The sequence below is a fragment of the Desulfobotulus alkaliphilus genome, from assembly GCF_007830435.1.
In the GTDB taxonomy this organism is placed as follows: Bacteria; Desulfobacterota; Desulfobacteria; order Desulfobacterales; family ASO4-4; genus Desulfobotulus; species Desulfobotulus alkaliphilus.
In genome coordinates this window covers 1-17,849 of the sequence record NZ_VLLC01000031.1, presented here as the reverse complement: position 1 = coordinate 17,849, position 17,849 = coordinate 1, and the positions used below count along the sequence as shown (strand labels likewise).

Here is a 17,849-nt window from a genome sequence, read left to right as displayed (position 1 = left end):
ATCATGCTTAAAAAAATCAATAATTTCAGAAAAGAATGGCAGCAGTGGCAGGCATTCAGAAAACTGCCTGAATCCCGGAGAAGGCTGGTAATTTATTCCGAAGGCCCCCAGGACTGGCCCCACATGGGTCCTGTGGCTGAAAAATTCCTGGAAAAATACCCGGAGGAAAGCATAAGCTACCTCTCATCGGAAAAAAACGATCCCGGCATGGACTTTGTCCATGAAAAGTTTTCTGCCTTCCATATCGGCTCAGGCACGGTGCGCACCCTTTTTTTCCAGTTCCTGAAATGCAGGCTGCTGCTCATGACCCTCCCGGACCTTGAAGTCTATCACCTGAAACGCAGCAGGGTGCATCCTGTTCACTATGTTTACTGTTTCCATTCCATCAACAGCACCCACACCGTTTACCGGCCCAAGGCCTTTGCCTTCTATGACACCATCCTCTGCGTCGGCCCCCATCATATCCGGGAGCTGCGCAGGGAAGAAGAACTGGGGCTTGCGGAAAAACGGGAGTTGCTGGAGCATGGCAGCGTCAAGCTGGATACGGTCATGGGCCTCTATGCAAAGATGAAAGAAAACCGGCAGCACAGGGAAAAACCCCTGATTCTGCTGGCTCCCTCATGGGGAAGGGGTTCCTTTGCCGAAGAACCGCTGCTTATCCGCGCCATGATCCGTCATATTATCGGGGAAAACTGGGAGTGCCGTTTACGGCTCCATCCCATGACCCTGCGCCACCATGGGCAAGAAATTGCTGCCTTAAAAAAAGAATTTTCAGGGGAGATTGAAAAAAAATCCTTTTTCATTGAAGACAACCTGAATGACAACAGCTCCTTAAGGGATGCCGCCGTTATGGTAAGCGACTGGTCCGGTGCAGCCACAGAATTTGCCTTCGGCCTTGAACGTCCTGTTCTTTTTATGGATACGCCGCAGAAAATAAACAATCCGGACTGGGAAAACTATGGTTTTTCAGGCCTTGAAGACCATATCCGAAAGGAAATCGGCCAGATTCTTCACCCGGAAAAGGTTCAGCAAATCGGCCCGGTTCTCAGGCAGCTCATGGAGGCCTCGGAGACCTTTGCTGAAAAAATCAGAAATATCCGAAAGACAAGCATTTTCAACACAGGGAAAAGCGCAGAAGCCGGGGCGGATCATCTCATGGATCTGCTTAAAAAAGAAAAAGGGATTTCCTGATTTCCCTGAATGCCGGTTTATGATAAGACTGCTGCCCAAAGGAAGAGAAGATAAGATCCCTTCCGGGTATGTGCTATTATTTATACTGATTACAAGGAGAGTCCGGCGTGAAATTAAAATTTTTCCTGTTTTTTTCAGTGCTGCTTGCCCCTGCATCCGCCCTTGCCTATCTGGATCCGGGAACAGGCAGCGCCATTCTGCAGGGGATCATCGGTGCCCTGGCCGCCTGCGCCATCGCAGCCAAACTCTACTGGCATAAACTTCTAAGACTTTTAGGCATCCGCAAGGGCATTGAAAATATCAATGATGAAGAGGATTTAAAGGCAGACCCTGAAAAGGAAAAGAACTGATTCCATGGTTTTTTCTTTCAGAAAATGGATATTTTTCCTTGTTTTCTGCTGTATCCTTCCGGTATCGTCCGGATACACAACAGAGACCGCACCTTCCTTTCCAGCCATTAAAACTCCGTCTGTTCATCTCATTCTGGATGCCCTTTCGGGGCAGGCCGTATCGTGGACGGTGCCTGCGGAAATACCGGAAAATCTGGTATCTCCTGCGGGAAATCAGATGGTGACAGGCGGTTTCATCGCCGGGAAAAAACTGAAAGAATGGGCAGATAAAGCAGGAGGATGGAAAGCGCCTGCTTCTTCAGAAAATGAAGTGCTGCTGCGCCTTGGGGGCGATGGCATACCCTTTGTTCTGGAGCAGCTCTGGAGGGCCGGAGACCATGCCGGCTCCCTGAAGCTTGAGATCCGGCTGCAATCCCTTGCAAGCATAGGAAAACCGGATCTTTTTCTGGTCATGGGACCGGGCATAGGCAGCCGCCCCGTTTCCGGCCTTGGCATGGCAGACGGTCTTTATTCCTACACCGAAGCCATATTCAAAAACAAAAGGGGTATCCACACCCTGAGGGCCGAAAACAGCGGAGAGCGCCACAGCCTTGATCTTCCGGAAGAAATTGTCTGGGCAGGCCTGCATTCCCGCTACTTTGCCATGATCGTAAAACCCCAAAGCCCTTTTGCGGAATACAGAATTGAAACACCGGAAAGCCCCCTTTTCTTTCCCGATGCCCCCTCCTTTGAGAGCAAACTGTATCTTTCCCTTCCCTTTTCATCCATGGAAGAAAATGAAAGCCGGACCTTTACCCTTGAAATTTTCAGCGGCGGAAAATCCTGGAATCTGCTGAAGGAGAATCAGCTTCAGGACATTCTCTTTTCCTCCCTGTGGCAGTGGATGCGCCTGCTTGTTCTGGGCATGATGCACCTGCTCTATGCCATACATGGACTTGTCATGAACTGGGGAGTTTCCATCCTTATTCTGGCCCTTCTGGTCCGGCTTGCCATCCATCCCGTGGCAAAGAAAGCCATGGAATCCCAACGCCGCTTTGCGGAGCTGCAAAAGGAAATGAAGCCACGTATCCGGGCCATCAAAGAAAAGTACAGGGGGGGGGAGCAGAGCGAGCGCATTCTCCATGTGTATGAACGCTATGGTGTCAGCCCCCTTGCAGGGCTGAAACCCCTTGTCATCGTCGGCATTCAGATTCCTGTGTTCATCGCCCTCTTTCACCTTCTGGGACAGGCCTTTGAACTCAGGAGTGCTGGTTTCCTATGGATAACAAGCCTTTCCGAGCCGGACAGGCTCTTTTCCTTTGGCAGGGATCTGCCTTTTTTCGGGACCTGTTTCAACCTTCTTCCCCTGCTCATGTCCCTTACCAACCTTTTAAGCATAAAATTTTCTCCGGCTCCCGCAGATACGGAAAAAAGTACATGGAAGAACAAGGCAGGACTCATACTTCTAGCCTTAGGTTTTTTTCTTCTGTTCTATTCTTTCCCATCGGGCATGGTCCTGTACTGGACCATGGCCAATCTTCTGCATCTGGCACACACCCTCTGGATCAGGAAAACGGTATGAGACAAAAAAAAAACTGCATATCGCACTGGGAGCCGATGCCCTGAAAGCTCCCCTCACGGGTATCGGCTACTACACCCTGCATCTGGCAAAAAATCTGATATCCTGTCAGGATGTACGCATCAGCGGTGTTATGAACGGAGCTGTCCTTGGACAGGACGACTTTTACGAATATCTGAAAACCCTTGAAAAGGGATTTCCTGAACACTCTGAAAACAGACCTTTCATTTTGAGCCAAAAAGAAAAAATAAAAGGATACATCCGGGATATTCCGGGATTATACACCCCTTATAAAAACTGGCAGAACCTTAGAACAGGAAAGTGCTTAGCCCGCCTCCGGGCAGACATTTACCATGAGCCCAGCTTCATTTCCGTCCCCTTCAAAGGAAACAGTATCCTTACCATCCATGATCTTTCCCATATCCGCTATCCGGAAACCCATCCGGCAGCCCGTGTCCGCTGGCTGAATAAAAAGCTCAGCCAGTGTATTGCAAAAGCCTCAGCGGTTTTAACCATCAGTGAATGTATAAGAAAGGAACTGCTGCTATCGGGGCTTGTATCCAAAGAAAGTCTTGTTCATGTAACACCGCTGGGGTATGATACGGGCTTTTGTCCCCGGAGTGAGGGCGAGACAAAAGAATGCCTTGAAAATCTGGGACTTTCATGGCGACAGTTTATACTTTCCGTTGCTACCCTTGAACCCAGAAAAAATCTTGACAGACTGCTGGAGGCCTATCTCAGTCTGCCGGAAAAAACCGTAAAGGAGCTGCCCCTGGTACTGGCAGGAGCTCATGGCTGGAAAAACAGGGGGCTCATTCAAAAAACAGAGCAGGTAAAAAAACCCTGGCGGGTTATCGTAACAGGCTATCTGTCAGCTCCTGAAATAAAAAATCTCATGGCTTCTGCTGCCGTATTTGCCTATCCTTCCCTTTACGAAGGGTTCGGCCTGCCCGTTCTGGAAGCCATGGCCAGCGGAACACCCGTACTGACTTCCAACAGAGGCGCGCTGGCCGAACTGGCAGAAAATGCAGCCCTGCTGGTAACACCTGAGGATACATATGCCATCGCCGAAGGACTTGAAACGCTTCTCAGCAGTGAAAAAATTCGCACAGAACTCCATGGAAAGGGCTTAGAACGCGCCTCTTGTTTTTCATGGAAGCAGTGTGCCCGGACCACCCTGGCCGTTTACGAAAAAACCCATATCTGTACCTGACAGTTTCCTTTCTCTTTTCCGAATCAGGACAGAAAAACAATACATACTGGCGAAAGACAGACCCGGATGAATGGTAAAAAAATCAAAAAAAAGGGGACACCCTTTTTTAATGTGCTGCTGGTAACCAAGTTTTATCCACCCTCCATCGGAGGCATTGAAACTGCCGTACAGCAATATGCAAGGTGGTATCAGGCCATGGGCTTCAGGGTTCAGGTACTCTGCTGCGCCAATGAACGCTGCATGCGGACCTCTATGGAAGAAATCGAAGGCATCCGGATTATTCGCTGTGCCTCATTGGGAAACATTCTTTCCACTCCCGCCAGCCTTCATTTTTTTCTTCATTTTTTCCGCCTGGCCCACAGGGCGGATATTGTTCATATCAATCTTCAGTTTCCATGGGCCAGTATGGCCGCAAGCCTTCCCCTCAGCCGCATCAGGGGCCGTCTCATCGTTACCTATCACTCGGATGTCTTCCGCCAGCGCAAACTCAAACACATCACCTACATCTTTGACAGGAATGTCATACGCAAGGCAGATACCGTTATCACAGGAAGCCTTGCCCTTCAGAAAAGCTCAGAGGTTCTTTCGTCCATACCCAGATCCATGGATGTACTGCCCTTTGCCATGGATCTGGATTTTGTCGAAAGGGAAAAAAGGGCATACGCCTGTAGTGAAAACCACAGAAAAATCTTTCTGCCGGAAAATTTCATAAGAGACGGCTACTATGTTTTTTTCGGACGCCTTGTGGCCTACAAAGGAACAAGGGTTATGGAAGAAGCCTTCCGCATGCTGGCAGAACAGGGCACACCCATCAATCTCATCGTCTTCGGAAACGGCCCGGAGCGTTACAGGTTTATACGCCTTGCGAAGGAATTTGGAAAAAATATCCTCTTTTTTGATTCTACCCTGCCCCACGGGTCAAAATACCACCTGCTTGCGCATGCAAGGGCCCTGCTCTTTCCATCGGAATTCCCGTCCGAAGCCTTTGGTATTGCCCAGCTTGATGCCATGGCCGTGGAAAAAGCCATTATCAATACAAAGCTGGGAACAGGAGTGAACTGGGTGGCACCAGACAGGCTCTGCGCCATCACCCTTGAAGCGGGCAATCCATCGATGCTGGCCAGCACACTCCTTGAATGTGAAGCAGGAAAGCACGATCTTGAAAAACTTGGGAAAGCAGGAAAAAAACGGGTGCAGGAACTGTTCAGCGAACAGTCTGTTGGTCAGCAGTTTGCCAGAATTGTCCGAAGGCGGTAATACAAGCACCCCAGCCTCCGCTTTTGCTATACTCCGAACGGTCTTTTTTGATACACGGGCCAGCCTTAAAACGATGTTGAAAAAACCCTGAACAGCAGCCTGCACCGTATTGCTGCGTTTTGTAGATGCGCCATCCTGACGCATTCTTTAAAGCGGCTGGAAGCCGCTTCTACTATTACAGAGACCTATACAGTACATCGTACGCCTGAATTTTTCAAATGTTTCAAGACTGACCGTTTGGAGTATATCATTTCAAAAAGATAAACCCAACATCCACATCAGGGTATCTTTCAGGGTATATTGCGGTGTCCAGCCGCAGGCACGCAGAAGTCCGTTATCCCCGCAGAGGGAGAGAATTTCATTTTCCCTGACAAAGGCCGGATTCACACGAATCTCCATGGCATGCCCTGTCATTTCTTCAAGCATGCCAAGAATCTCTCTGATGCTGAAAGGCTGACCCGATGCGATATTCACAAGGGAAGGCGGCTGTTCCATGGTCATGAGAAGGGCATAGGCCCGCGCCACATCCCTCACATCGGAGAAATCTCTGGATACATGGAGATTTCCCAGCTCCATGAAAGGGGCCCTCCTTCTGAAATGATCCACAAGCTTTGGCACAAGAAAATGCACAGGCTGCCCAAGCCCTGTATAATTGAAGGGCCTTGGAATCACAACTTCCACTTTCCCTGCGTACGCCCGGGCCATCTGCTCCATGGCGAACTTGCTCAGGGCATAATGACTGATGGGATCCGGGGACGTTTTTTCATCGAGGCGGCCGCCTCTGCGGTTACCATACACATGACTTGTACCGGGAATGAGGATGCGTACACACGGTGAAGGATTTTCCGACAGAATATCCAGAATATTCAAAGGAGCAAAAAGGTTGATATCATAGATCGTCCGGTCTGTCCCCTCAGGTACGAAGGTCACTGCGGAAAGAACGGCCACCATGGAGGGGCGTATGGTACTCATAAGTGCCCGGACAGTTTCCCTGTCCCGGATATCACAGGTAAAAACCCTGGAACTTTCCGTAAAGCCCTGTTTTAAAGCAGTTCCATAGACCTGAATACCAAGGGATTCCAGCTCTGCCTTAAGATAAGGTCCGGTAAAACTGTCCATGCCGAATATAAGGGCTTTTTCTGTCACGGGTACCTCCCTCGCAGGTGAAAAAGGGGCAGCTAGCGGCTGCCCCTGTCTGAAAAAATACAGAGAATATTTTTCCCTGATCCTGAAGGCAGTCTCCAGGAGAAACTTTTCAGAAAGAAAAACCGTTTCTGTTTCTTTCAAGATCTGCTTCAACCATCATACGGCAAAGCTCTTCCAGAGTGGTCCGGGGTTTCCATCCCAAATCCCTTTCAGCCTTTGACGGATCTCCAATCAAAAGATCCACCTCGGCAGGACGATAAAACACAGGATTCACCCGAACCCGAACCTGGCCCGACCGGGAGTCTGTCCCCTGCTCATCCTGTCCCTCACCCGACCACTCAAGCTCTACATCCATTGCCCTGAAGGCCATGTCCACAAAATCCCTCACTTTTTCAGTACGACCTGTGGCTAGCACATAGGTTTCCGGGGTGTCCGTCTGGAGCATACGCCACATGCCATCCACATACTCCTCCGCATATCCCCAGTCCCGACAGGCATCGAGGTTACCAAGTTCCAGCACATCCAGCTTGCCAAGGGATATTTTTGCTACGGCATCGGTAATCTTACGGGTAACAAACTCAAGCCCCCGCAGAGGGGATTCATGGTTAAACAGAATACCGCTGGCAGCAAAAATACCATAGGATTCCCGATAGTTCACAGTCATCCAGTGGGCATAGAGCTTGGCTGCCCCATAAGGACTTCTGGGGTAAAAGGGGGTGTCCTCATTCTGGGGAACCGCCTGCACCTTCCCGAACATTTCTGAGGTAGAGGCCTGATAAAAACGAATACGGGGATTTACGATACGGATGGCTTCCAGAAGGTTTACGGCGCCAAGACCTGTAATTTCTCCCGTTGTCAGGGGCTGATCAAAGGAAACACTGACAAAACTCTGGGCGGCAAGATTATACACCTCATCGGGCTGTATACGGTCCAGAAGCCTTATGGCACCGGAGGCATCCGTCAGATCAAAATCCACAATATGAAAATTGGGGTGAGAAAGAATATCCAGCGTACCCATACGCCACAGGTTCACTGAGCTTGTGCGGCGGCAGGCACCAAAAACCCTGTAGTTCTTTTCCAGAAGCAGTTTTGAAAGATAGGCCCCATCCTGGCCTGTCACCCCCGTAACCAGTGCTTTTTTCATCAAAAATCTCCATATTTATTCATTGATTCTGCCTAGCCAAGGAAACGGATCAGCAGAAAACCACCCACCAGCAGGACCACAAAGAGAATGGCCAGTTTGTCAAAATATCGTTCAATAAAGGCCCGTATGCCGGGACCAAACTTCCATATCAGAGCCGCAACCAGAAAAAAACGGGCCCCTCTGGAAAGAATGGATGCGGTAATAAAAACCGGCAGACTGATGGCAAACATGCCTGCCGCTATGGTAAAGACCTTATAGGGTATGGGTGAAAATCCTGCAATGGCAACGGCCCAGGCATCATAATTATTGTAAAGCTCTCCGATGCGGGCCACCTGTTCCTCTGCCCCGTAAAAGGCCACAATGGGGGCGCCGATGCTGCCCATGAAAAACCAGCCAATGCCATAGCCCGCAAGGCCGCCGAGCACAGAACCCGCCGTGCAGACTCCCGCATAAAAAAAAGCCCTTGAGGGCCTGCCCACGCAAAGGGCAATGAGGAGAATATCCGGTGGAATGGGGAAAAAGGATGATTCCGCAAAGGCGATAATAAAAAGGGCCAGAACACCCCAGGGGGAGTCTGCCCAGCTTAAAACCCAGTTATAGAGACGACGCAGCACAAAACCTGCCTTTCAAAATATTATTCTTCCCGCCAGCCGTGTTCCCCCACCAGCTTCACAAAACGACAGGAACAGAGAACCTCCCTTTCAAATCCCGAAGGCGTGCGGGTAACACGAACCAGCTGCTGCACATCCGCACTGCCCACGGGCATAACAAGACGCCCGCCTTCTGCCAGCTGGGAAAGGAGGACATCCGGTACCAAAGGCCCCCCCGCCGTGACAAGGATGGCATCAAAGGGGGCCTCGGATTTCCAGCCCGTTGTTCCGTCTGAATAACGGGTAACGATGTTGTGATATTTTAAGGCATCAAAAAGCCTGCGGGCCTTCATGTAAAGGGGCTGCAGCCGTTCTATGGTATAAACACGGAAGACCATCTCCGCCAGCACCGCCGCCTGATACCCCGAACCCGTGCCGATCTCAAGCACCCGGTCTTCGGAAGAGGCGCCAAGGGCCTGGGTCATTTCCGCAACAATCTGGGGCTGGGAGATGGTCTGCTGGTAACCGATGGGCAGGGGGTAATCCCCGTAGGCCTGATCCATGAGGGCCTCGCTCACAAAAAAATGGCGGGGAACCCGGCCCATGGCAGCCAGTACCGCAGCATCATGAATGCCTCGGGCCTGCAACTGCTCCGCCACCATGGCCTCCCGCCGTCTTCTGAATTTGAGCGTTTCCTGTGTCTGCATGGTATCCTGAAAAAAATTCTAAATATTACAGCAGGGAATTACAGCATCATTTCATCCAGACCTGCAGCTTTTATCAAGCTTTTTAACAGCCCTGTTTTTAAAGGTGTATTGCCATGAACAGGCAAAGATATCCGGAACGGACTGCCTGCTCTGGCATAAATATGATGACTTCCCCTGACCCTCACCAGCTTCCAGCCTTCACGCTCAAGTATTTTTGCAAATTCTTTGCCTGAAACAGCTTTCACACTGCTATCTCCAGGACCTTGTCCTTTTCCGTCAGGACAATATTTTCAAGATCTACGGACAGACACCCTTCAACGGCTTCATAGATATTTGAAAGAAGTTCATCAAAGGTTTCACCCTGGGTGACGCATCCGGGAATGGCAGGAACCTCTGCCCAGAAACCGCCTTCTTCGGCCTCGTGGATAATGACCTTCAGCTTCATCATATCACCGCCTTTTCCATTGTTCAGATCTTGTTGCTCAGATTTTGTAAATTACCCGTTTATCCGTCACCAGAATATCCACGTACCGGCTTTTGGATTCCATGGGAATCTGGGGAACAATCTGATCCTCAAGGGTAACCCCCACCTTGCGGGTGGTCACGGGGAGCTTACCCATGAGCCGGTCAAACTCGCCGCCATCGGCTGCAATGCGGGAACCTTTTTCATCAAAGGCCACACCGGGAATCAGGGCGATATCAATGTTATCCATGGGGATTTCCCGGCATTTTTTGGGATCCGGCCCCCTGTCCTCCGGTGTTTTCCCGATAATGTGGGTATCCGGGTCATCCACCTTGTAAAAACGGATGGTCTTGCGCTCTTTATCAAAACGGGGAAGAACCACAACCTTTTTGCGTTCATAGGATCTGGCCATGATGTCGGCTATATCCATTTCCATGGGATTTCTTGGAAGATAGAGAAGCGCTATCCGGGCCTCCACATAATTGGCAAATTCAAACAGACGGTCCACCGCCTGCCTGCGCATTTCCTTCAGCTCTGCCTCACTCCGGGCAGAAATTTTCTTCTCAATCTCGGAGACAATCCTGCGGCGTTTTTCGCGAACATCCTCCATGGTGGCTCCATTTATCTTGCCCCTGCCAGCCACTGCTGCGGAGACCTTATAAAAGGCCTCTTTTCCGGTGACTTGAGGGAAGGTTGACGCCCTATGGGCCTTATGATAATTTTTTTCAGTTACGGGTAAAGAACTGAAAAAATATGACCATCCGAAAGCGGCGTTTTCTTCCGGATCACGTATTCTTTCCAGCCTGATGCCGGAAATCCACTTTTACCATGTTCCAGTCCGGACAGATCTGCTATAAAAAGCCTGAGGCCCATGCATCTGTCATGGCAAAGCCCACAGGATACCCAAAGGGCTTTTTTCTGAAACCATAAATCGATTCAATATAAAGGTCACAATGCTGGAAATCAAGTTTCTACGCCAAAATTTGTCCGAAATCCATGCAGGACTTGCCAAACGGGGCGCCGAAAGCACCCTGGATTCCTTCAGTGAAACCGAAAAAAAACGCCGGGAAATCCTTGCCCGCCTTGAAACCCTGCGCCATGAACGCAATGCGGCCTCCGAAGAAATTGCCCGCATGAAAAAAAACAAAGAAGATGCCGAAGATAAGATTCTGGCCATGCGCCAGACATCGGCGGACATCAAAGATCTGGAAAAAAGCCTCGGAGAACTGGATGAACAGCTTCAGGCCATTCTCATGGCCATCCCCAATGTGCCTCACCCTTCCGTTCCCGAAGGCAAAGACGACAGCGAAAACCGCCTTGAAAAAAGCTGGGGAACTCCGAAAAACTTTGAATTCCTTCCCAAAGCCCACTGGGAGCTGGGGGAAAATCTAGGTATTCTTGATTTTGAAAGGGCGGCACGCATTACAGGTGCCCGCTTTGCCCTTTATCTGGGCGCAGGAAGCCGCCTTGAAAGGGCCTTAATCAATTTCATGCTGGACATCCACACCGAAGAGCACGGATACACGGAAACCATCCCGCCTTTTCTGGTCAACCGCAAAGCCATGACCGGCACAGGCCAGCTTCCCAAATTTGAATCCGACCTCTTTCATCTGGACGGGCCGGACTATTTTCTCATTCCCACGGCGGAAGTGCCCGTCACCAACATGCACAGCGATGAAATTCTTTCCGAAGAGGATCTTCCCCTCTACTATACGGCCTATACCCCCTGCTTCCGCTCCGAGGCCGGTTCCTATGGCAAGGATACCCGGGGGCTTATCCGGCTGCATCAGTTCAACAAGGTGGAGCTGGTGAAATTCTCGCTGCCGGAAACCTCCTGGGATGAGCTGGAAAGCCTCCTGAAACAGGCGGAAACCATTCTGCAAAGGCTGGAACTGCCCTACCGGGTGGTCACCCTCTGCGCCGGAGACCTTGGTTTTTCTTCCGCAAAAACCTATGATATTGAAGTCTGGATGCCCGGACAGGATGCCTACAGGGAAATATCCTCCTGTAGCAACTTTGAGGATTATCAGGCCAGAAGGGCCAATATCCGGTTCAAACGCAAGGGCAAAAAAGGCACGGAGCTGGTCCATACCTTAAATGGCTCCGGCCTTGCCGTGGGCCGTACCTTTGCCGCCATTCTGGAAAATTATCAGAACCCCGACGGAAGTATCCGCATTCCCGAAGCCCTTCAGCCCTACATGGGGGGGATGAAGTTGATAGAAAAGTGAGAAGTGGGAAGTGGGAAGTGGGAAGTGATACTTCAACATCTTAAAAACCGGAGAACAACTGTGACACCAGAAAAATTTCCTGAACATATACGTGAGCATATTCTTCCCTCCCCTTCCGGGGAAATGAGCTACCACTGCCTCGGATGCTCCGAAACCTTCGGCATTGAGCAGCTTCTCTATACCTGCCCCGCCTGTGGCGAGGTGCTTTTGCTGCAGGATCTGGAAAAAAACCGGCTGAAAGGCCTTTCCGGAGAAACCTGGCGGGACATTCTGGATTACCGCCGCATGCTCAAAATCCCTGCCCTCAAGGGCATCTACCGTTTCCACGAGTTCATAGGCCCTGTCATCCCACTGGATGCCATTGTCTATCTGGGTGAAGGCCACACCCCCATTGTGGAGGCCAACAACACCCTGCAGGAAGCTGCGGGAATGCGCTTTTTCTACAAAAACGACGGCCAGAACCCCAGTGCTTCCTTCAAGGACAGGGGCATGGCCAGTGCCCTGTCCTACATCCATTATCTGGTGAAAAGCGGTCGTGTGGAAAATATTCTGGCCGTCTGCGCTTCCACCGGAGACACCAGTGCCGCAGCCGCCCTTTATGCCAGCTACCTGCAGCCTGCGGTGAAGTCTGCCGTACTCCTGCCCCACGGCAAGGTAACGCCCCAGCAGCTTTCCCAGCCCTTAGGCAACGGCGCTGCCGTTTTTGAAATCCCCGGCGTTTTTGACGACTGCATGAAGGTGGTGGAAGCCCTTTCCGAAAAATACAATGTGGCCCTGCTGAACTCCAAAAATGCCTGGCGCATTCTGGGGCAGGAATCCTACTCCTATGAAGTGGCACAGGATCTGGAATATGACATGAAAAACAGGGTGGTGGTGGTGCCCATCGGCAATGCTGGTAACATCACCGCCGTCATGGCCGGTTTCCTGAAATTTTTTGATGCCGGTATCATTACGGATCTTCCAAAAATTGTGGGGGTTCAGTCCGAACATGCCAACCCCGTGTACCGCTACTACCTTGAGCCGGATGTAAAAAAGCGCCGCTTTGAACCCATGACCGTAAAACCCAGCGTGGCCCAGGCCGCCATGATCGGTAATCCCGTTTCCATGCCAAGGGTCATCTCCCTTGTTAACCAGTACAACCAGAGGGCCGGAAAACAGAAGGTCTTTTTCACCTGCGTCACGGAGCAGGAAATCATGGACTGCCAGCTTACGGCCAACCGTAACGGCCACATTGCCTGCACCCATGGCGGAGAAACCCTGGCTGGCCTGATCCGCGCAAGGAAAGAAGGGCGTGTGAGCAGCGATGAAACGGCCATCATTGACTCCACGGCCCACGCCCTGAAATTCTCCGGCTTTCAGGAAATGTACTTTGAAAACCGCATGCCCGAAGCGTACGGCATTTACCCAAAAAAAGAGCTGCAGAATGCCCCGGTATTCATGCGGCCCGAAGGCCTTAAGGAAGTCCCCGCACCGGGTGCTCCCCTTTCGGGCGAAGCCTTCAGGGAATTTGTCCATCAGACGGCGGATGCCATTGCAGAAAACCTGACCCTTTCCCTAAGAGAGAAATAAAAGTATCCTGCTCACAAGAGCATCTCGCATACCGCCATCAAGCATTCACCCCTGCTGCCTGAAAGGCCAGAAAATGGATACATCCCATCTGCTGAAAAACAAAAGGGAAGAAATTCTGCGCATCTCAAGGCAGCATGGTGCAAAAAACATACGGGTTTTCGGATCTGTGGCCCGTAATCAGGACGGGCCGGACAGCGACATTGATATTCTTGTGGATCTGGATCAGGGACGATCTCTGATGGACCTCGGAGGAATGAGCATAGAGCTTGAAACCCTGCTTGGACAAAAGGTGGATATCGTAACGGAAAAAGGGCTGCACTGGTATCTTAAGGAAAAAATCATACGGGAAGCACGGCCTTTATGAAAGACAACAGACTCTATCTTATTCATATATCAGAAAGTATCTAAAGGAGGCACCGATGCACGGCGTAACAAAATCTGGGGTCAGGCTTTTTTTCATACTTGCGCTGGTTTCCCTCCTTTCCGGCGGATGTGCGGCTAAGAGGGCTGCCAATGTCAACGAGGCCAGAGCTGTCCGGGATCTGGGCGAAGCCTACCTGATTCAGGGTTCCTTTTCCAGGGCATTGCAGGAGTTTCTGAAGGCGGAACAACTAAATCCCAGAGACCCCTATCTCCATAACAATATAGGGCTGACCTACCTTGCCCTGGACAGGCCCGAATCCGCCGTATTGAGCTTTCAAAAAGCCGTGGATCTCCGCTCCGACTATGCCCCTGCCCGAAACAATCTGGCCACGGCCTACATGGCTCTGGGAAGGTGGGACGATGCCATAGATGTCCTCAAGCTCCTGAGCGAGGATCTGCTTTACGCCACACCCCATTATGCCCTGTCCAACCTGGGCTGGTCCTATTACAACCTCGGCAATTATGATACGGCCCTGAGATACTATAACCGTGCCCTGCGCCATGAATCCCGGCATCCTCCTGCCCTGCGGGGACAGGCCATGACCTTTTCCGCCATGGGAAGAATGCATGAGGCCCTGCGTTCTGCGGATCGTCTGACTTCGGAAATCCCTATGAGTGCTGCGGCATGGATGCTGAAAGGTGAGATTCTTGAAAAAATGAACCAGAGGGAAGAGGCGAAAAAGGCCTACGAAGAAGCCCTTCGCACGGCAGATGAAGATTCGGAGATAAAGGATGATGCGGAATTTGCCCTGCGGCGTTTGAGGTAAAATACAGGGGAAACGCAGACGCAGGGTCTGTCCCTTTGAAAAATCTTTTACAACCCTGTTTTACCGGGGGCACCCTTTACGGGTGGCCCCCGGGCAGACACAAGGCCTGCCCCTAATTTTATTTCCTTGCCAGAATCACAGCCCGGTTCACCACGTTTTCCACAAAGAATCCGAAATGACGCAGCACTTCCTTATCCGGACCGGAAGCGCCAAAGGTCTCTATGGAAATGATGTCGCCTTCGTCTCCGGCATACTTATGCCAGCCCATGGCAATGCCCGCCTCAATCACCAGTCGTTTTTTCAGGGCAGAAGGCAGAATCCGCTTTCTGTATTCATCCGTATCCTTCTCAAAAAGCTCCCATGAAGGCATACTGACAACCCTTGCCTGAATGCCCCTTTCCAGAAGAATCCTGCGGGCCTCCACAGCCAGATGCACTTCGGAACCGGAAGCAATAAGAACAATATCCGGCGTGCCATCGGCATCCTCCAGAATATAAGCCCCCCTTTCAGGCCGCCCCCTCTTATTGTCTGTATGGAGAACGGGAAGTCCCTGACGGCTGAGAATCAGAGCCGTGGGGCTGGAATTGCTGCGCATGGCCACCTTCCACCCCACGGCCGTCTCATTGGCATCCGCAGGCCGGAAAACCGTAAGATTGGGAATGGCCCGCAGGGAGGCCAGATGCTCCACGGGCTGGTGGGTGGGACCGTCCTCGCCCACGGCTATGGAATCGTGGGTGAAAACATAAATAAGGGGCAGACGCATGAGGCTGGCCACACGGATGGCAGGCCGCATGTAATCGGCAAAGACAAGGAAGGTGGCACCATAGGGCCGGATACCATTGTGCAGGAACATACCCGCCATAATGGCACCCATGGCGTGCTCCCTGACACCAAAACGGATATTGCGGCCTTCGGGGCTTTCAGCCTGAAATTCCGCCTCACCATTCAAAAAGGTTTTATTGGAAGGTGCCAGATCTGCGGAACCGCCCATGAGGGCAGGCACTTTGGCGGCAATGGCATTGAGCACCTTGCCGGACGCTGCCCTTGTGGCAATTTTCTCGCCGGGGGTAAAGTAAGGAATTTCCTTGTCCCAGCCATCCACCAGAAAACCGCTCATGGCATCCAGCCAGAGGTTGGCCATATCCCTGTGCGCTGCGGCATAGCGCCGAAAAAGTTCCAGCCAGGCATCTTCCTTTTTCTGCATCTTTGCCTGCAGGTCTGCAAAGTGGGCATAAACCTCTTGGGGAACATGGAAGTCGGCATCTTCGGGCCAGCCATAGGCTTTTTTGGTCAGACGGACCTCCTCGGCTCCCAGGGGGGCACCATGGGCATCGGCCGAGCCTTCCTTGTTGGGGCTGCCAAAGGCAATGCGGGTTTTCAGAACAATGAGGGAAGGTTTGTCCGTAATGGTTTTTGCCGTTTCCAGTGCCTTTGTAATGGCATCCAGATCATTGCCGTCGGTGACGGTGAGGGTGTGCCAGCCCATGGCTTCCATGCGGCCAGCCACATTTTCCGTAAAGGCAATCTCCGTTGAACCTTCAATGGAAATGTCATTGGCATCGTAGATGCAGATCAGCCTGCCCAGTTTCTGATGCCCCGCAAGGGACATGGCCTCACAGGCCACCCCTTCCATGAGATCCCCGTCACCGCACATCACATAGGTGAAGTGGTTTACCAGATCAAAACCGGGCCGGTTGAAACGGGCAGCCAGATGGCGTTCCGCCATGGCCATGCCCACGGCATTGGCAATGCCCTGCCCCAAAGGACCTGTGGTGGTTTCCACACCCGGCGTATGACCGAACTCCGGATGTCCCGGTGTTTTTGACCCCAGCTGACGGAAGTTTTTCAGGTCTTCTAAGGAAACACCGTATCCGGAAAGGTGCAAAAGACCATAAAGCAGCATGGAGCCATGTCCACCGGAAAGGACAAATCGGTCCCTGTCCAGCCATGCTGGGTTTTTGGGATTGTGGTTCATCACACGGGTCCAGAGGGCATAGGCTGCGGGGGCAAGGCCCATGGGGGCTCCGGGATGTCCGGAGTTGGCTTTTTCTATGGCATCCATGGCCAGGGTGCGGATGGTGGTGACACAGAGGGCGTCCGTGGACGGGGTGGAACTCATGGGGCATCTCCTTGGAAAAAAAGAAAAAAAAGCATCCTTGATCGGGGCAGTCCGGCCATTGGTTACACCGGATGCGATCAGGATGCAAGATTTTTTCAGGAATTAAAGGGCCCTCAGGTACTCGGGCTTCAGTTTGATCTTGCCTGCCAGGGCATCATTGATCATCTTAAGGGTTTTATCCCTGTCCTTGGGCAGATGGGCCCGTATGGGCAGGTAATTGGATGCGTGATTGGCATGGAAAAGACCATCGGAAAGATCTGTACTGGCTATCATCATGCCCAGTTCCTGCAGCATTTCCTCGGCACCGATCAGCTCAAACCGGCCTTCCTTATGGTCCTTGTTCAAAGGCGCTCCCGGTGTCAGCATCAGACTTAAAGCCCCCACAAATTCAGGGTCGATGGCCGTCAGCACCCTGCCCGTTTCCTTGGCATGGACCATGGAACGCTCCCTTCCGGCAACACCATTAAGGACGGTAATGGAAAGCTTGATCCCTGCGGAACGAATCTTTTTGCCCATTTCTATCATGCGGGCGCTGTCCGCTCCCTTATTGATGGCCTTCAGGGTCACATCATCTCCCGTTTCAAGGCCAAAATAAGCAATGGTCAGCCCCAGCTCCTTAAGCTGTTTCATTTCTTCAACGCTTTTGGAGGCAATGCTTTTTGTGTTGGCGTAGGTGCCCACCCTTTCCAGCCAGGGCAGTTTTTCCCTGATACGCTCCATGATGGGCACCAGCCGCTTCATGGGCAGGATCAGGGCATCACCGTCACAGAGAAAGAGTCTGCGGATGCGGCGGTACTTGCTTGCGGCGTAGTCTATGTCCTTAAAAATCTGTTCATCGCTTTTAATGGTAAAACGCTTGGCCTTGTACATCTCACAGAAGGTGCATTTGTTGTGGGAGCAGCCCACGGTCACCTGCAACAGAATGGAATCCGCCTCACTGGGGGGACGGAAGATCATACCCTGATAATCCATATTTTTTCACCTTGATTTTATTTTTTGGTAAAAGTTCAGTAACTGTTCAGCACAGTTTTTCATATCATACCTGCAAGACAGATGCACAGGCTCCAGGCTATTTGCCCGTGACGCAATCTTATTCGGGAGCTTCTTGCCCTGTGCGGAAGCGG

The 17,849-nt window shown here is 51.6% G+C and carries 18 protein-coding genes; 9 read left to right on the top strand and 9 right to left on the bottom strand.

Translation table 11 applies throughout. The features are described 5' to 3' along the window. Window positions 1-3: 3 nt before the first annotated feature. The 5 genes from LZ24_RS14375 to LZ24_RS14355 all read left to right on the top strand — a co-directional run bounded on the left by LZ24_RS14375 (window position 4) and on the right by LZ24_RS14355 (window position 5,569). Entirely contained in the window at window positions 4-1,191 is a 1,188-nt protein-coding gene (locus tag LZ24_RS14375; RefSeq protein ID WP_144686345.1) for a hypothetical protein, read from the top strand. 107 nt (window positions 1,192-1,298) lie between these two features. After that, entirely contained in the window at window positions 1,299-1,541 is a 243-nt protein-coding gene (locus tag LZ24_RS14370; RefSeq protein ID WP_144686343.1) for a hypothetical protein, read from the top strand. 4 nt (window positions 1,542-1,545) lie between these two features. Beyond that, window positions 1,546-3,102, top strand: a complete 1,557-nt coding sequence (gene yidC / locus LZ24_RS14365; RefSeq protein WP_144686341.1) for a membrane protein insertase YidC — start codon at window positions 1,546-1,548, stop codon at window positions 3,100-3,102. 130 nt (window positions 3,103-3,232) lie between these two features. Next, window positions 3,233-4,312, top strand: a complete 1,080-nt coding sequence (locus LZ24_RS14360) for a glycosyltransferase family 4 protein (protein WP_144686338.1) — start codon at window positions 3,233-3,235, stop codon at window positions 4,310-4,312. A gap of 66 nt (window positions 4,313-4,378) precedes the next feature. After that, window positions 4,379-5,569 carry a glycosyltransferase gene (locus LZ24_RS14355; protein WP_144686336.1) on the top strand — a complete coding sequence of 397 codons (1,191 nt, stop codon included), beginning with the start codon at window positions 4,379-4,381 and terminating at the stop codon, window positions 5,567-5,569. A gap of 252 nt (window positions 5,570-5,821) precedes the next feature. Here the strand turns inward: LZ24_RS14355 and LZ24_RS14350 are convergent, their stop codons facing one another. From LZ24_RS14350 to LZ24_RS14320, 7 genes are all read right to left on the bottom strand, one after another. Beyond that, complete coding sequence (locus LZ24_RS14350) at window positions 5,822-6,715, bottom strand: GDP-mannose 4,6-dehydratase (protein ID WP_144686334.1); 894 nt, start codon at window positions 6,713-6,715, stop codon at window positions 5,822-5,824. Between the two features lie 109 nt (window positions 6,716-6,824). Continuing rightward, complete coding sequence (gene gmd / locus LZ24_RS14345) at window positions 6,825-7,859, bottom strand: GDP-mannose 4,6-dehydratase (protein WP_144686332.1); 1,035 nt, start codon at window positions 7,857-7,859, stop codon at window positions 6,825-6,827. A 32-nt stretch (window positions 7,860-7,891) separates the two neighbouring features. Continuing rightward, window positions 7,892-8,473 (bottom strand): YqaA family protein, encoded by a 582-nt coding sequence (locus LZ24_RS14340; RefSeq protein ID WP_144686330.1) that lies wholly within the window; start codon window positions 8,471-8,473, stop codon window positions 7,892-7,894. Between the two features lie 20 nt (window positions 8,474-8,493). Next, window positions 8,494-9,156 (bottom strand): protein-L-isoaspartate(D-aspartate) O-methyltransferase, encoded by a 663-nt coding sequence (locus LZ24_RS14335; RefSeq protein ID WP_246118606.1) that lies wholly within the window; start codon window positions 9,154-9,156, stop codon window positions 8,494-8,496. A 38-nt stretch (window positions 9,157-9,194) separates the two neighbouring features. Then, window positions 9,195-9,401 (bottom strand): type II toxin-antitoxin system HicA family toxin, encoded by a 207-nt coding sequence (locus LZ24_RS18100; RefSeq protein WP_144686328.1) that lies wholly within the window; start codon window positions 9,399-9,401, stop codon window positions 9,195-9,197. Next, complete coding sequence (locus LZ24_RS14325; protein ID WP_222427653.1) at window positions 9,398-9,604, bottom strand: type II toxin-antitoxin system HicB family antitoxin; 207 nt, start codon at window positions 9,602-9,604, stop codon at window positions 9,398-9,400. Before LZ24_RS14325 ends, LZ24_RS18100 begins: the two co-directional genes overlap by 4 nt. A gap of 34 nt (window positions 9,605-9,638) precedes the next feature. Continuing rightward, window positions 9,639-10,229 carry a 5-formyltetrahydrofolate cyclo-ligase gene (locus LZ24_RS14320; RefSeq protein ID WP_144686326.1) on the bottom strand — a complete coding sequence of 197 codons (591 nt, stop codon included), beginning with the start codon at window positions 10,227-10,229 and terminating at the stop codon, window positions 9,639-9,641. Between the two features lie 343 nt (window positions 10,230-10,572). On the opposite strand from LZ24_RS14320, the gene serS reads away from it, so the two are divergent. From serS to LZ24_RS14300, 4 genes are all read left to right on the top strand, one after another. Beyond that, a complete protein-coding gene (serS, locus tag LZ24_RS14315; RefSeq protein ID WP_144686323.1) occupies window positions 10,573-11,847 on the top strand; it encodes a serine--tRNA ligase in 1,275 nt (424 codons plus the stop codon). Window positions 11,848-11,907: 60 nt separating this feature from the next. Then, a complete protein-coding gene (gene thrC, locus LZ24_RS14310) occupies window positions 11,908-13,416 on the top strand; it encodes a threonine synthase (RefSeq protein WP_186443171.1) in 1,509 nt (502 codons plus the stop codon). Between the two features lie 73 nt (window positions 13,417-13,489). Continuing rightward, on the top strand, window positions 13,490-13,780 hold the full coding sequence (locus LZ24_RS14305; protein WP_144686321.1) for a nucleotidyltransferase family protein: 291 nt from the start codon (window positions 13,490-13,492) through the stop codon (window positions 13,778-13,780). Between the two features lie 55 nt (window positions 13,781-13,835). Then, window positions 13,836-14,606: a tetratricopeptide repeat protein gene (locus tag LZ24_RS14300; RefSeq protein ID WP_144686319.1), complete on the top strand. Its 771-nt coding sequence runs from the start codon at window positions 13,836-13,838 to the stop codon at window positions 14,604-14,606. Between the two features lie 118 nt (window positions 14,607-14,724). Here LZ24_RS14300 and tkt read toward each other — a convergent pair whose 3' ends face one another. Together tkt and LZ24_RS14290 are read right to left on the bottom strand one after the other, a co-directional pair. Further along, entirely contained in the window at window positions 14,725-16,725 is a 2,001-nt protein-coding gene (gene tkt, locus LZ24_RS14295; RefSeq protein WP_144686317.1) for a transketolase, read from the bottom strand. Window positions 16,726-16,827: 102 nt separating this feature from the next. Then, the gene (locus tag LZ24_RS14290; protein ID WP_144686315.1) at window positions 16,828-17,697 is read right to left on the bottom strand and encodes a radical SAM protein; all 870 of its coding nucleotides are present in this window, start codon (window positions 17,695-17,697) and stop codon (window positions 16,828-16,830) included. Window positions 17,698-17,849 lie beyond the last annotated feature (152 nt).